The organism is Luteimonas yanweni (assembly GCF_039548475.1).
Taxonomy (GTDB): Bacteria; Pseudomonadota; Gammaproteobacteria; order Xanthomonadales; family Xanthomonadaceae; genus Luteimonas.
Genome location: NZ_JBCLVC010000006.1, coordinates 250,120 through 263,828, shown reverse-complemented (window position 1 = coordinate 263,828; position 13,709 = coordinate 250,120). Strand labels below are relative to the sequence as shown.

Annotated in this window: 11 protein-coding genes and 1 riboswitch; of the genes, 7 read left to right on the top strand and 4 right to left on the bottom strand. The window is 69.1% G+C overall.

The window, feature by feature from the left end; translation table 11 throughout:
• Window positions 1–2: 2 nt before the first annotated feature.
• The 4 genes from rimK to WCE39_RS02865 all read left to right on the top strand — a co-directional run bounded on the left by rimK (window position 3) and on the right by WCE39_RS02865 (window position 3,729).
• Entirely contained in the window at window positions 3–926 is a 924-nt protein-coding gene (gene rimK, locus WCE39_RS02880) for a 30S ribosomal protein S6--L-glutamate ligase (protein WP_343275205.1), read from the top strand.
• A 285-nt stretch (window positions 927–1,211) separates the two neighbouring features.
• The gene (locus WCE39_RS02875) at window positions 1,212–1,709 is read left to right on the top strand and encodes a hypothetical protein (protein WP_343275204.1); all 498 of its coding nucleotides are present in this window, start codon (window positions 1,212–1,214) and stop codon (window positions 1,707–1,709) included.
• A 9-nt stretch (window positions 1,710–1,718) separates the two neighbouring features.
• Window positions 1,719–2,402 carry a response regulator transcription factor gene (locus WCE39_RS02870; RefSeq protein ID WP_343275203.1) on the top strand — a complete coding sequence of 228 codons (684 nt, stop codon included), beginning with the start codon at window positions 1,719–1,721 and terminating at the stop codon, window positions 2,400–2,402.
• Complete coding sequence (locus WCE39_RS02865; RefSeq protein WP_343275202.1) at window positions 2,389–3,729, top strand: sensor histidine kinase; 1,341 nt, start codon at window positions 2,389–2,391, stop codon at window positions 3,727–3,729. The genes WCE39_RS02870 and WCE39_RS02865 overlap by 14 nt, the downstream gene beginning before the upstream one ends.
• Window positions 3,730–3,783: 54 nt before the next feature.
• Here WCE39_RS02865 and WCE39_RS02860 read toward each other — a convergent pair whose 3' ends face one another.
• Genes WCE39_RS02860 through metF form a run of 3 tightly spaced genes read right to left on the bottom strand, consistent with a single transcriptional unit; the run spans window position 3,784 to window position 6,260 of the window.
• On the bottom strand, window positions 3,784–4,701 hold the full coding sequence (locus WCE39_RS02860; RefSeq protein WP_343275201.1) for a branched-chain amino acid transaminase: 918 nt from the start codon (window positions 4,699–4,701) through the stop codon (window positions 3,784–3,786).
• Between the two features lie 59 nt (window positions 4,702–4,760).
• On the bottom strand, window positions 4,761–5,384 hold the full coding sequence (locus tag WCE39_RS02855) for a hypothetical protein (protein WP_343275200.1): 624 nt from the start codon (window positions 5,382–5,384) through the stop codon (window positions 4,761–4,763).
• A 51-nt stretch (window positions 5,385–5,435) separates the two neighbouring features.
• A complete protein-coding gene (metF, locus tag WCE39_RS02850) occupies window positions 5,436–6,260 on the bottom strand; it encodes a methylenetetrahydrofolate reductase [NAD(P)H] (protein WP_343275199.1) in 825 nt (274 codons plus the stop codon).
• Between the two features lie 108 nt (window positions 6,261–6,368).
• Here metF and WCE39_RS02845 point away from each other — a divergent pair, with 108 nt between their 5' ends.
• Window positions 6,369–7,295 (top strand): M14 family metallopeptidase, encoded by a 927-nt coding sequence (locus WCE39_RS02845; RefSeq protein WP_343275198.1) that lies wholly within the window; start codon window positions 6,369–6,371, stop codon window positions 7,293–7,295.
• A 252-nt stretch (window positions 7,296–7,547) separates the two neighbouring features.
• Here the strand turns inward: WCE39_RS02845 and ahcY are convergent, their stop codons facing one another.
• Window positions 7,548–8,996 (bottom strand): adenosylhomocysteinase, encoded by a 1,449-nt coding sequence (gene ahcY, locus WCE39_RS02840; protein WP_343275197.1) that lies wholly within the window; start codon window positions 8,994–8,996, stop codon window positions 7,548–7,550.
• 51 nt (window positions 8,997–9,047) lie between these two features.
• Window positions 9,048–9,124, bottom strand: a riboswitch (S-adenosyl-L-homocysteine riboswitch).
• Between the two features lie 173 nt (window positions 9,125–9,297).
• On the opposite strand from ahcY, the gene WCE39_RS02835 reads away from it, so the two are divergent.
• Window positions 9,298–11,049, top strand: a complete 1,752-nt coding sequence (locus tag WCE39_RS02835) for a LysM peptidoglycan-binding domain-containing protein (RefSeq protein WP_343275196.1) — start codon at window positions 9,298–9,300, stop codon at window positions 11,047–11,049.
• A gap of 159 nt (window positions 11,050–11,208) precedes the next feature.
• Window positions 11,209–13,656: a S9 family peptidase gene (locus tag WCE39_RS02830; RefSeq protein WP_452299553.1), complete on the top strand. Its 2,448-nt coding sequence runs from the start codon at window positions 11,209–11,211 to the stop codon at window positions 13,654–13,656.
• Window positions 13,657–13,709: the final 53 nt, after the last annotated feature.

Below are 13,709 nucleotides of genomic sequence, written 5' to 3'. Positions count from 1 at the left end.
CGATGAAGCTCGCCATCCTGTCGCGCAACGGCAAGCTCTATTCGACCCGGCGCCTGGTGGAGGCCGCGCGCCAGCGCGGGCACAGCGCGCGGGTGCTGGATCCGTTGCGCTGCTACATGCGCATCGGCAAGGACGGCTTCGCGCTGCGCTACAAGGGCCAGTCGCTGGCGGGGTACGGCGTGGTGATCCCGCGCATCGGCGCCTCGATCAACCGCTACGGCAACGCCGTGCTGCACCAGTTCGAACTGATGGGCTGCCACACGCCCAATCCGTCGGCGGCGATCGCGGCCGCGCGCGACAAGCTCCGCTGCCACCAGTTGCTGGCGGCCCGCGGCATCGACATGCCGGTGACGGTGTTCGGCGACAACCCCGACGACACCGACGACCTCCTGGCGATGCTGGGCGAGCCGCCGCACGTGATCAAGCTCACCGAAGGCACCCAGGGCCGCGGGGTGATGCTGACCGAAAAGCCTTCGGCCTCGCGCGGCGTGGTGGATGCGCTGCGCGGGCTGTACGCGACCTTCCTGCTGCAGGAGTTCATCGCCGAGGCCGGAGGCGCGGATATCCGCTGCCTGGTGGTGGGCGGCGAAGTGGTGGCGGCAATGCGCCGGCAGGCGCCGGAAGGAGACTTCCGCGCCAACCTGCATCGCGGCGGCACCGCGGAAGGGCTGCAGCCGGATCCGGAGATGGCGGCGGTCGCGGTGAGCGCGGCGCAGGCCCTGGGGCTGGGCGTGGCCGGGGTCGACCTGGTGCCGTCCGCGCGCGGGCCGCTGGTGCTCGAGGTGAATGCGTCGCCCGGCCTGGAGGGAATCGAGCGTTCCACCGGCGTCGACGTGGCCGGCCGGATCATCGAATACGCCGCCGCTTCGGCCAAAGGCGTGGGAATGCCGTCGCGGACGCGCGTGAAGCGAACGGCGCGCCGTTAAAATTGACGGATATTTAACGCCGCTTTAATCAGTGCGCCGGTAGCGTGGTCGACGCGGGAAGTGTTCGCAGGTTCCGGAACTCTCCAGTCGTCAGTAGTGGATTGTGGTCATCGGGTCAGTAACGTCCTTGGGCCCGGGCGAAAGGTTCGCCCGGGCCATTTTGTGTCCGTCGCATCCGGATGAATTGCGATTGTGCGACGCTGGGCACACGGGCAGAATCAGGCGGGCACGGCCATGGCGTCGGCCGTGCGCCCGCGCGTTTCCACAAATCGACGAGGTTCCAGAATGCACAAGACGATCCTGCTGTTCCTCCTGGCATTGCCGCTGTCGGCCACGGCTCTGGCCAACACCAGTGCGGACGCCACGAACTTCGCGCCCGACAAGGGCCTGGACCTGAACAGCGGCTTCCACGCCCAGCGCGACGCCATCATCGCCGCCCTGCGCGACGGCGAGACCTACAGCGACATCAGCGATGAGGACGCGCGGGTTGTCCAGGAGTCGCTGCTGCACATCGCCAGCCTGCTGGGCGACGCGCAGACCGTGAAGCAACTCCCCGACGCCACCAGGGTCCGGGTGTTCAACGAGCAGGAGCGGATCAACACCCTGCTGGGCCGCGCCCACGCCGACAGCCGCATGGTCTGCAGGCGCGAGAAGGCGACCGGTTCGAACATGTCCACCAACGTCTGCATGACCGTGGGCGACCGTCGTCGCGCCACGGATTCAGCCAAGGACTTCCTGAGGTACAACCCAAGGGCCATGGGCAACAATCCCAACGGCATGTAAGGGGCTCCAGTGCGCATCCTCGTCATCGAAGACAACCAGGACATCGCCGCCAACATCGGCGATTACCTCGAAGACCGCGGTCACGCGGTCGATTTCGCCGCCGACGGCGTCACCGGCCTGCACCTGGCCGTGGTCCATGATTTCGACGCCGTGGTGCTCGACCTCAACCTGCCCGGCATGGACGGGTTGGAGGTCTGCCGCAAGCTGCGCAACGAGGCCCGCAAGCAGACGCCGGTGCTGATGCTGACCGCGCGCGACAGCCTGGACAGCAAGCTGGCCGGCTTCGACTCCGGCGCCGACGACTACCTGATCAAGCCCTTCGCGCTGCAGGAGGTCGAGGTCCGCCTCAATGCCCTGGCGCGTCGCGGCAAGGGCGTGCAGACGCGCGTACTCGAGGTCGGTGACCTCGAGTACAACCTCGACACCCTCGAGGTGCGCCGCGGCGGCAAACTGGTGCAGCTCAATCCCACCGCGCTCAAGATCCTGCAGTCGCTGATGGAGGCCTCGCCGGCGGTGGTCACCCGCCAGGAGCTGGAAACCCGGGTCTGGGGCGAGGAACTGCCGGATTCCGACAGCCTGCGCGTGCACATCCACGGCCTGCGCGCGGTGATCGACAAGCCTTTCCCCACGCAGCTGGTGCAGACCCGCCACGGCATCGGCTACCGGATCGCCGTGCCCGATGTCCCAAGCTGAAGGCGACGCGCCTGCGCCGAAGAGACTCGGCCGCAGGCGTTACCGCCGGCGGCTGCGCAGCCGCATCATCCTCTCGTTCGTCCTGCTCGGGCTCGGCCTGACCGCGATGTTCGCGATCGCCGCCGTCTTCGTCGGCGCGGTGGTGGAGGACCAGACCGTCGGCAGCGTGCTCAAGCACAACGTCGACGAATACGCCGAGCGCTTCTACAAGGATCGCAGCGCCGAGTGGGCGCCGCTGAGCAGCGTGCGCGCGATCGTCTATGGTCCCGGGCGGTTGCACAACGTGCCGCCGGACTGGGCCGAGCTCGAGACCGGCGTCTACAACATCACCGGCGAGGAGGACGGCGAGCCCTTCGTCTACCGTCTGGTGGTGAAGAAGGACGCCGAATACTGGTTCTTCCTCGCCCAGGACATGACCAGCACCGCCGAGGTGCGCGCCCGGATCAAGCTGATCCTGATCGCCGCGGTGGTTCTGTTCACCGTGCTGGCCGGCGTGATCGGCTGGTGGTCGGCATCGCGGGTGATGCGGCCGGTGTCCGAACTGGCCAACCTGCTGGGTGCGTCTGGCGACAGTGCGCGACCCGGTGCGCTGGCCCCGCACTTCCCCGACGACGAGGTGGGCGAGCTGGCCACCGCGCTGGACGACTATGCCGCGCGCCTGACCGAGGTGGTGCAGCGCGATCGCGAGTTCAACGCCGACGTCAGCCACGAGCTGCGCACGCCGCTGGCGGTGATCAAGGGCGCGGTGGAGCTGCTGCTGTCGCGCCCCGACCTCGACGACAAGACCCTGGCGCGCCTGCAGCGCATCCAGCGCGCCGAACTGCAGTGCACCGACCTGATCAGCGCGCTGCTCCTGCTCTCGCGCGCGGAGCGCGGCCACGGCAACACCGACGTCTGCCGTGTTGCCGAGCAGCTCCTGGAGGCGCACCGCTCGCAGCTCGGCGGCAAGGCGCTGGAGCTGAAGCTGGAGGGCGAGGCCGGGCGCCTGATGGTGGACGCGCCCGAGGCCGCGGTGTCGGTCGCGCTGGGCAACCTGATCGGCAACGCGGTGAAGTACACCGTGGCCGGCACGATCGTGGTCCGCCTGCACGAGGGTGCGGTCGACGTGATCGATTCCGGTCCCGGCCTCAGCGCGGAGGACGCGGCGCACCTGTTCGAGCGCGGCTACCGCGGCAGCCACGCCGAACACACCCACGGCGGCGGCATCGGCCTGTCCATCGTGCGCCGCCTGTGCAGGCTCTATGACTGGCAGGTGCGCGTGGTACCGGGCGCAGAGCGCGGCGTGGTCGCCACGCTGTACTTCGACGCCGGGGACGCGGACGGCTGACCCGGCCTGCGTCGCGTCGCGCGCGGCGGTCCGTGGCCCGCCTGCGCGATGGCGCTATCGGGCCAGCGGGTCCAGCCAGCCGCGGGTGTCGGGCGTGCTGCCCTCGAACAGGCCGAAGAACAGCTCCTGCAGGCGCAGCGTGACCGGCCCGGCCTTGCCGGCGCCCACCTGGCGGCCGTCGACCGAACGGATCGGCGTGATCTCGGCGGCGGTGCCGCACATGAACAGCTCGTCGCACAGGTAGAGGTATTCGCGCGGCAGGTCGCGTTCGACCACGGCGATGCCGGCGTCCTTGGCCAGCTGGATGATCGAATCGCGGGTGATGCCGTTGAGGAGCGCTGCGCTCACCGGGGGCGTGTGCAGCGCGCCGTCGAAGACCAGGAACAGGTTCTCGCCCGCGCCTTCGCTCAGCAGCCCGGTGGACGCCAGCGCGATGCCCTCGCCAAAGCCCAGGCGCCGCGCCTCGCGCGCCACCAGCTGGCCCGAGAGGTAGTTGCCTCCCGCCTTGGCCCCCGCGGGGATGGTGTTGGGCGCGAAGCGCTGCCAGCTGGACACGCAGGCATCGATGCCCTCGGCCAGCGCTCCCTCGCCGAGGTAGGGGCCCATGTGCCAGCTCGCCACCGCCACGTCGATCGGCGTCTCCGCGCTGAGCCCGAAGCCGCCCAGCCCGCGCCAGGCGACCGGGCGCAGGTAGGCCTGTTCAAGCCCGTTGCGGCCGACCACCTCGTGGCAGGCGGCCTCGAGTTCTTCGGGCGAGTAGGGGATCACCATGTCGTAGATGCGCGCCGAGGCGAACAGGCGGCGGATGTGGTCGTGGAGCCGGAAGATCGCGCTGCCGCCGGGCGTCCTGTAGGCGCGGATGCCTTCGAACACCGACGAGCCGTAGTGCAGCCCGTGCGACATCACATGGGTGTTCGCCTCGGCCCAGGGCTTGATGCCGCCGTTGTGCCAGATCCATTCCGGGTACTGCATCGCGTCGCTCCGCCGTGTGGTGCGCGCATTGTGACGCAGGCCACCGTGCCGCTGCGCGCTCAGAGCGTGATCCACCAGCAGTCCATGTGCCGGCGCAGGCCGAAGGTGGTGCTGGACGGCGTGATGCCGTCGGCAAGCGCCTGGTCGATGCGCAGCGCGACCGGGCGGCGCGGAGGCTCAGGCTCGGCCCTCGGTGGAGGCGGGGCGGCCAGGCTCCCCCCGGTGCTCCACGAGGACGACTCGACGGGCGCGACCACGGTCCGGGCCGGGCGCAGCGCGGTGATGTTGAGCAGCGGGCGGCGGACGATCGCATCGAGCCGTTCGATCAGCGCATAGCCGCTGCGCGTGGACGTGCCGGGCCAGTGGTAGCTGCGGGCCAGCCGGTTGGTGTCGCGGGCATCGATGGCCGCGGTGACCTCGGACACGAGCTCGGGAAGGCGGCGCGCACAGCCGCCCCGGTAGCGCAGCGCCGCCGGGGCACCGCTGCCGCCGTCCGCCGGCGGCCGGCTTTCGACGGCGCCCAGCGAATCGCAGCTGCGGTCGGTGTACACGGTCCCGCCATCGGACGTGGTGCAGCGCCGGATCTGCGCGTGGGCGGGCGTGGGCAGGGCTGCAGCCACCGCGAGCAGCGCCGCGGCCGACAGCAGTGCAGCGGCCCGGGCGGGGTGTCGCAGGTACGGCATCGGGCAAGGGTACCCCGCCGGGCTGCCGCGCAGAAGCGCGCGGTGTGGGGGTCAGGCCAGCCTGTCGAGGACGGCCGCGGTCGGGCGCGCGAGGTTGAGCGTGTAGAAGTGCAGCCCGGGCGCGCCGCCGTCGACAAGGCGGCGGCACAGGTCGGCGACGAAGTCCGCGCCCAGCTGGCGGATGCTGTCGACATCGTCGCCGTAGGCCGCCATGCGCTTGGCCAGCCAGCGCGGGATCTCGGCGCCGCAGGCATCGGAGAAGCGACGCAGCTGGCTGAAGTTCACGATCGGCATCACGCCGGGCACGACCGGCACCTCGACGCCCGCCGCCCGGACCTCCTGCACGAAGCGGAAATAGGCATCGGCGTTGTAGAAATACTGGGTGATCGCCCCGTCGGCACCGGCATCGACCTTGGCCTTGAAATGGCGCAGGTCGACGAGGGCGTCCTCGGCCTGCGGATGGGTTTCCGGATAGCAGGCGACCTCGATGTGGAAATGCCCGCCGTGCTCGGCGCGGATGAAGGCCACCAGGTCGGCGGCGTAGCGGAACTCGCCGGGGTGGCCCATGCCCGACGGCAGGTCGCCGCGCAGCGCGACGATGCGGTGGCAGCCGGCCTCGCGGTAGTGCGCCAGCAGCGCGGCGATCTCGGCCCGGGTGCCGCCCACGCAGGACAGGTGCGGCGCGGCGTCCAGCCCGTGATTGTCGATCAGGCCGCGCACGGTGTCGCCGGTGTAGCTGAGCGTGGAGCCGCCGGCGCCGAAGGTGCAGGAGACGTAGTCCGGCGCCCAGGCCTTGAGCCGGGCCGCGGTGCGGTCGAGCTGGGCGCGCTGGACCTCGTCCTTGGGCGGATAGAACTCGAAGCTGATCGCGGTCATGGGCGGGCGTCCATCAGGTGTCGGCGAATCATATCGCTTTATCGCGATGGATGTTAAGAGTTGGGGCGGCTGTTACAGTCGCCGGCCTATTCGACTCGGGGCGGTGAGATGGCGGACACGCAACACTTCTATCCCATCGGCGTGCCTGGCCAGCCCTGGGGCGACGCCGAACGCGTGGCGTGGCGCGAGGCGCAGCGACGCCAGCGCAGCTACCGCGACGAGGTGCAGTCCGCGGTCCAGGATCTCGGCACGGACTGGGAGCTGGTCGAATACGGTGGACTCGCATACGACGCCGGACGCTACCCGCTGCTGGCCCTCCGCAGCCGCGGCTGGGATGACGCACTGCCGGTGATGCTGGTCACCGGCGGCGTGCACGGCTACGAGACCAGCGGCGTGCATGGTGCGCTTCAGTTCGCGGCGGAGCATGCGCAGGACCACGCCGGGCGCGCCAACCTGGTCGTCGTCCCCTGCGTGAGTCCCTGGGGCTACGAGCATGTCCAGCGCTGGAACCCGGAGGCGGTGGATCCAAACCGCTCTTTCCTGGCCGACAGCCCGGCGCCCGAATCCGCAGCGCTCATGCGCTTCGCGGAAGGGCTTGGGGGACGCGTGCTGATGCACATCGACCTGCACGAAACCACCGACACCGACGAGTCCGAGTTCCGCCCCGCGCTGGCCGCGCGGGACGGCAAGCCCTTCGAGCCTGGCTCGATCCCGGACGGCTTCTACCTGGTCGGCGACAGCCACGATCCGCAGCCGGACTTCCAGCAGGCGGTGATCGCCGCGGTCGAGCAGGTGACGCACATCGCGCCGGCCGACGCCGCCGGCGAAATGATCGGTTCGCCGGTCGTTGCCCACGGCGTGATCAACTACCCGGTCAAGGCGCTTGGCCTGTGCGCCAGTCTGACCGATGCGCGCTACGTCACCACCACCGAGGTCTATCCGGACAGCCCCTCCGCCACGCCCGCGCAGTGCAACGCGGCCCAGGTGGCGGCGGTGCGGGCGGCGATCGACTACGCGCTGGCGCATCCCGGCTGAGTACTGATCGGCCGCGGCCGCGGTGTGCGCGGGATGGGCAGCGAGAATCAGGACGGAGCAGCACAAGACGTAACGACTGGTCCCGCGCTGTCGTTGATCGCGGCTGTAGCCGCTCCCACAGGGTTGGGAGACGCCGTTCCCACGGGATTGGCTCCAGGGCGGGGTGCGAGCCCCGGTTGGGGGAAGAACCCAGAAAAAGGGCGCCTCGGGGGCGCCCTTTTTCATGTACCCGCGGACATGTCCGCAGAAGGCTCAGTAGCGGTAGTGCTCCGGCTTGAACGGACCTTCCACCGGTACGCCCAGGTAGTCGGCCTGTTCCTGGGTGAGCTTCGTCAGCTTCACGCCGATCTTCTCCAGGTGCAGGCGCGCGACTTCCTCGTCCAGCAGCTTGGGCAGGATGTAGACCTTGTTCTGGTAGGTGTCCTTGTTGGCCCACAGGTCGATCTGCGCCAGCGTCTGGTTGGCGAAGGAGTTCGACATCACGAAGCTCGGATGCCCGGTGGCGCAGCCCAGGTTCACCAGGCGGCCCTCGGCCAGCAGGAACATCGCGTTGCCGTTCGCGAACACGTACTTGTCCACCTGCGGCTTGATGTTGATGATTTCCACGCCGTCCACCGCCTTCAGCGCATCGACCTGGATCTCGTTGTCGAAGTGCCCGATGTTGCAGACGATGGCCTGGTCCTTCATCGCCGTCATGTGTTCGACGCGGATGATGTCCTTGTTGCCGGTGGTGGTGACGTAGATGTCCGCTTCGCCGAGGGTGTCCTCGATGGTCGCGACTTCGAAACCCTCCATCGCCGCCTGCAGCGCGCAGATCGGGTCGATCTCGGTGACGATCACGCGCGAACCATAGGCGCGCAGCGAGGCCGCGCAGCCCTTGCCGACGTCGCCATAGCCGCAGACCACGGCGACCTTGCCGGCCAGCATCACGTCCAGCGCGCGCTTGAGGCCGTCGGCAAGCGACTCGCGGCAGCCGTACAGGTTGTCGAACTTCGACTTGGTGACCGAGTCGTTGACATTGATCGCCGGCACCAGCAGCTGGCCGTCCTGCGCCAGCTGGTAAAGGCGGTGCACGCCGGTGGTGGTCTCTTCGGAGACGCCCTTCCAGTCGCGGACCACGGTGGTCCAGAAGCCGGCACGCTCCTTGGCGACGCGCTTGAGCAGGTTCTTGATCACCTGCTCCTCGTGGCTGGAGGCGGGGGCGTTGACCCAGCTCTGGTCGCCCTGCTCGAGCTCGAAGCCCTTGTGGATCAGCAGGGTCACGTCGCCGCCGTCGTCGACCACCATCTGCGGACCGAGGAAGCCGCCCTTGCCGTCGGGGAAGCTCAGCGCCTCGAGCGTGCAGTCCCAGTATTCCTCCAGCGTCTCGCCCTTCCAGGCGAACACGGGGGTGCCGGTGGCCGCGATCGCGGCCGCGGCATGGTCCTGGGTCGAAAAGATGTTGCAGGAGGCCCAGCGCACGTCGGCGCCAATGTCCTTCAGCGTCTCGATCAGCACCGCGGTCTGGATGGTCATGTGCAGCGAGCCGGTCACGCGCACGCCCTTGAGCGGAGCGCTGGCGGCGTGCTTGCGGCGGATGGACATCAGGCCCGGCATCTCGTGCTCGGCGATGTCGATCTCCTTGCGGCCCCAGTCGGCCAGGGAGATGTCGGCGATCTTGTAATCACCTTCCATCGAGAAGGTCTTGGCAACGGCATTCATGGTCCAGCTCCGGTTTCTTGTGCCCGCTCCCGCTCGGGAGGGGGTGGGGTGGGGAACCGGGCGCCGTTCGGGTGCGATCCGCCGAGCCTGGCCGTGCTGTTTCCACGGTCGCAGCGCCCCTCGGCGGAGGCTCGGATTATATCGCCTGCGGCGCCCCGGCGAGCCGCCGAGGCTGTCCCTTCGCGAAACGACGGCTGCCTTGAGGGCCCTCGGGGCGGCAACCTAGGGTCGCACCGGGTTCAGGGCGCACGGGGCTTTGACTAGTCTGGCCCCATCCCCCGGAATGATCGGACGCCTGACCATGGCCATCACTGCAGTCGGATACACCCAGCCCGCCACGCCGCCGCCGCCACCCGAGCCGCCGAAGCAGTACGAAATCGCGCGCGGTGACAGCATCGACAGTATCGCCAAGGCACATGGCACCACCCCGCAGTCGCTGATCGGCGCCAACCCGCAGTTGTCCAATCCCGACACGCTGTACCCGGGCGACATGCTCAACCTGCCGGCCACGGCCGCCGAGAAGGCCGACGCAGGCGGCTCCGCCAAGGTCACCGGCGACGAAACCGCGAAGACGGGAACTGAAGCCAACGGCACGAGTTCGAAGAGCGAGGCCAGCGTCGGCGTGTCCGACGACGGCGTCACCGTGGGCGGGAAGCAGACCGACAAGACCACCACCACCGATGCCGAGGGCAACAAGTCCACCAGCGGCACCAGCGTGGGCGGCAGCGTCGCGGTCGATCCCGACAAGGGCACCGTGTCACTGACGGCCAACGGCGGGTTCAGCGAGAGTGTCAAGAACTCGAAGGGCGTCGGGCTGAGCTTCGGCATCGACGGCAGCACCACGGTCGTGACCGGCCAGAAAACCGAAAATGGCGTCACCACCTACACAGCGTCGAGCGACGTGTCGGTGACGCTCAATGCCGGTGTGGACGTGAAGCAGGCAGGCCTGGAATACGGCCGGACAGACGGCATCAAGGCGTCCTACGAAGTCTCGATGCCGGAACAGGCGGCGAAGAACACGGACCTGGCCAGCGTCAATCCGTTCGATCCCTCGTCGATGCCGACCGGCACGATCATCAAGATCGACGGCTCCAGCTATTCCAGCAACGAATTCAAGGCCACCTTCAGGAACATCGCCGCCGAGACCAAGGTGACCAATGAGGAGGGCACCAGCCTTCTGGTGGAGAAGACCGGGGCCGACACCGTGCGCGTGACCGCCGGGCCGACCGAGGCCATCCGGGCGTACAACGGCGTGGGCCTGGACTTCGAGCAGGTCAAGCTCATGCTGGGCAATGACACCAGCCTGAGCGGCGCCACGCTCAAGACCGCGGAGTTCGACCTGTCCACGGCTGAAGGACAGGCCGCGTACAGCGACTTCGTGGCCAACGGCAACATGCCTGCCGACAACGGCACCGGCGTGTCGGAAGTGAAGACCATCGAGAAGATCGACTTTTCCTCGCAGGCCAAGGTCGACGTGAAGCTTGGCCCGGTGGAGCTCGGCCTGGACGGCGCGGCGAACACCGGCAATTCGGTGGTCACCACGTATCCCGACGGCACGAAGGAGCGCACGCTCGACGTGCAGTACGGCGACAACGTGCCGATGACGCTGACCCAGAAATACGATGCCGACGGCGAGGAAATCATCGGCGAGCGGCAGTACGCGTTCACGATGAAGGTCGACGAGAACACCGCGCAGATGATCAACGCCGCGCAGACCGGTGACGTGGACAAGGCGCATGACGGCCCGGTGGAGCCCGGCGACACGGTCACCATCACCTACACCGAAGCCGAAATGGCCGAGCTGCAGGGCTATGCCGAAGGCGCGCTGGAGGCGACCGACGGCATGGATCACGAACTGCGCGTCCTCACCCAGGACTACGATGGAAACCCGGTGGCGACCTTCGATTTCGCGATGGGCCTGGCCCGCAACCTGGGTGGGACGGAGTACGGCAGCGCCGAGAGACTGTTCAACATCTCGAGTTCGGCCGATGGCCACTACGCCGATGGCAACTATGTGCAGTTGCCGGGCACGTTGACAGTGCAGGACGGCTGACCGTCTGCGAGGGCCGTGCCGTGGCGGACATGACCGTCGCCACGGTACGCGGGGGCGGTGCACCGGCTAGGCTCGGGGTTTGCCTCGAGCAGGATCCACGCCTTGCATACGCCCGCACTGAAGTCCCTCGCCGCTCCGTTGCTGCTCGCCTGCCTGGCGATGGCGCCGGCGCCATCGCAGGCCCGTGACACGGCTCCAGGCGCCGCAAGCGCCGGCGACGCCAGCAGCGACACCAATGGCTACCGCCTGCCGGCGCCCGCGCTGCGCGCGATCGTCGATGCGCCGCAGGCCCCGCGCCTGGCGCTGTCGCCCAAACGCGACCTGATCGCCTATATGCAGGTGCCGTCGCTTCCGGGCATCGATGTCGTTGCCCAGCCCGAACTCAAGCTTGCCGGCCTGCGCATCCACCCGCGCACGCAGTCGGCCAGCGCCTTCAGCTTCATCGACGACCTCTGGCTGCAGTCCGTGGACGACGGCGCCGAGCGCCGCATCGCGGGCCTGCCGCAGCCGCTGGCACTGGCGTCGATGCAGTGGTCGCCGGACCAGCGCCACATCGCCTTCAGCCACGTCGACCAGCGCGCCGGGCGCGTCGAGCTGTGGCTGGTCGACGTGGGCGCGGGACGCGCGCGGCGGCTGATCGAGCAGCCGCTGGGCACAGCGGTCGGAAGCGGCTTCGACTGGCTGCCCGACAGCACGGGGCTGATCGCGCTGCTGCGGCCCGAAGGGCAGGGTGCGGCGCCGGAAAGCGACGGCATTCCGCGCGGCCCGAACATCCAGCAGACCGACGGCGGCGGCCAGGTGCAGAGCCTGCGCACCTACCAGGACCTGCTGGGCAACCCGCACGACGAGGCGCTGTTCGCCTATTACATGACGCGCCAGCTGGTGCGGCTGGGGCTGGACGGGCGGGTCGAGCCGATCGGCGGCCCGGAGCTTTACGTGGGCGCATCGATGTCACCGGATGGCCGCCACCTGCTGCGCCAGCGCCTGGAGCGCCCGTTCTCCTACCTGGTGCCGTATTCGCGGTTCCCGCGGCGCATCGACGTGATCGACATGGGTGGCGAACTGCTGCACACCGTCGCCACGCTGCCGCTGGTGGAAGGCCTGCCCACGGGCAATGACGCCGTGGCCACCGGCGTGCGCCGCATCGCCTGGCGCGCCGACGCGCCGGCGACCCTGGTCTGGGCCGAAGCGCAGGACGGCGGCGATCCCGCGCGCGAAGTGGAGGTGCGCGACCGCGTGCTCGCGCACGCCGCGCCCTTCAAGGGCGAGCCCGATGTGATCGCCGACCTGTCGATGCGCTACGGCGGCGTGCGCTGGGGCCATGGCGGGCTGGCGCTGCTGACCGAATCCTGGCGGAAGACGCGGCGGACGCGCGAATGGCGGCTTGCGCCCGACACCGGCGCCGCGCCCGTCCTGCTGCGCGAAGGCTCCTACGAGGACCGCTATGCGGATCCCGGCACCCCGGTGATGCAGCTGGATGATCGCGGCTTCGCGCGCCTGCTGACGACCGGCGGTGGCGAAACCATCTACCGCATCGGCGACGGCGCGTCGCCCGAGGGCGACCGGCCCTTCGTCGACCGGCAGGACCTGGGCGGTGGCGGGACCGAGCGGCTGTTCCAGTCGGAGGCGCCCTGGTACGAGGCACCGTTCGCGCTGCTGGATGCGGAGGCGTCGCGCATCCTCACCACCCGAGAGTCTCCCACCGAGCCCGCGAACATCCTGCTGCGCACGCTCGGCGCCGCCGCGGATGCCGAACCGGTCGCGCTGACCGACTTCCCGCATCCCACGCCGGCGCTGCACGGCGTGAGCAAGGAGCAGATCCGCTATTCGCGCGCTGACGGCGTCGAGATGACCGCCGACCTGTACCTGCCCGCCGGCTACGAGCCCGGGCGCGACGGCCCGCTGCCGATGCTGATGTGGGCCTACCCGCGCGAGTTCAAATCCGCCGATGCCGCGAGCCAGGTGCGCGGCTCGCCGCATCGCTTCAACCGCATCAGCTACTGGGGGCCGCTGGCGTACCTGGCGCGCGGCTACGCCGTGCTCGACGGCCCGACCATGCCGATCATCGGCGAGGGCGACGCCGAGCCCAACGACAGCTACGTGAAGCAGCTTGTCGCGAGCGCGCAGGCCGCAGTGGACGCGGTAGTGGAGCGTGGCGTGGCCGACCGGGAGCGCATCGCGATCGGCGGGCATTCCTACGGTGCGTTCATGACCGCCAACCTGCTGGCGCACTCGGACCTGTTCCGCACCGGCATCGCGCGCAGCGGCGCTTACAACCGCTCGCTGACGCCGTTCGGCTTCCAGGCCGAAGAGCGCAACTACTGGCAGGCCACCGACGTCTATGACGCCATGTCGCCCTTCGACCATGCCGACAGGATCAACGAGCCAATGCTGATCATCCACGGCGAACAGGACAACAACTCCGGCACCTTCCCGATGCAGAGCGAACGCATGTACGCGGCGATCAAGGGCCTCGGCGGCACAGCGCGCCTGGTGATGCTGCCCAACGAGTCGCACGGTTACCGCGCGCGGGAATCGATCCTGCACATGCTGGCCGAGACGGACGCGTGGCTGGAAAAGCACGTCAAGGACGCGGAGCCGAGGTAAACGAAACGACGGGAAGACGACGAGGCCGGTTGAGCCGTCGCGCGTTTCCGTGC

Excerpts from the sequence above, each read along its gene's own strand:
- WCE39_RS02845 (WP_343275198.1), top strand. The coding sequence starts at position 6,369 with ATGGCGGACACGCAACACTTCTATCCCATCGGCGTGCCTGGCCAGCCC.
- WCE39_RS02835 (WP_343275196.1), top strand. The coding sequence starts at position 9,298 with ATGGCCATCACTGCAGTCGGATACACCCAGCCCGCCACGCCGCCGCCG.
- WCE39_RS02830 (WP_452299553.1), top strand. The coding sequence starts at position 11,209 with ATGGCGCCGGCGCCATCGCAGGCCCGTGACACGGCTCCAGGCGCCGCA.
- ahcY (WP_343275197.1), bottom strand. The coding sequence starts at position 8,996 with ATGAATGCCGTTGCCAAGACCTTCTCGATGGAAGGTGATTACAAGATC.
- WCE39_RS02855 (WP_343275200.1), bottom strand. The coding sequence starts at position 5,384 with ATGCCGTACCTGCGACACCCCGCCCGGGCCGCTGCACTGCTGTCGGCC.
- rimK (WP_343275205.1), top strand. The coding sequence starts at position 3 with ATGAAGCTCGCCATCCTGTCGCGCAACGGCAAGCTCTATTCGACCCGG.
- WCE39_RS02875 (WP_343275204.1), top strand. The coding sequence starts at position 1,212 with ATGCACAAGACGATCCTGCTGTTCCTCCTGGCATTGCCGCTGTCGGCC.
- WCE39_RS02860 (WP_343275201.1), bottom strand. The coding sequence starts at position 4,701 with ATGCAGTACCCGGAATGGATCTGGCACAACGGCGGCATCAAGCCCTGG.
- metF (WP_343275199.1), bottom strand. The coding sequence starts at position 6,260 with ATGACCGCGATCAGCTTCGAGTTCTATCCGCCCAAGGACGAGGTCCAG.
- WCE39_RS02865 (WP_343275202.1), top strand. The coding sequence starts at position 2,389 with ATGTCCCAAGCTGAAGGCGACGCGCCTGCGCCGAAGAGACTCGGCCGC.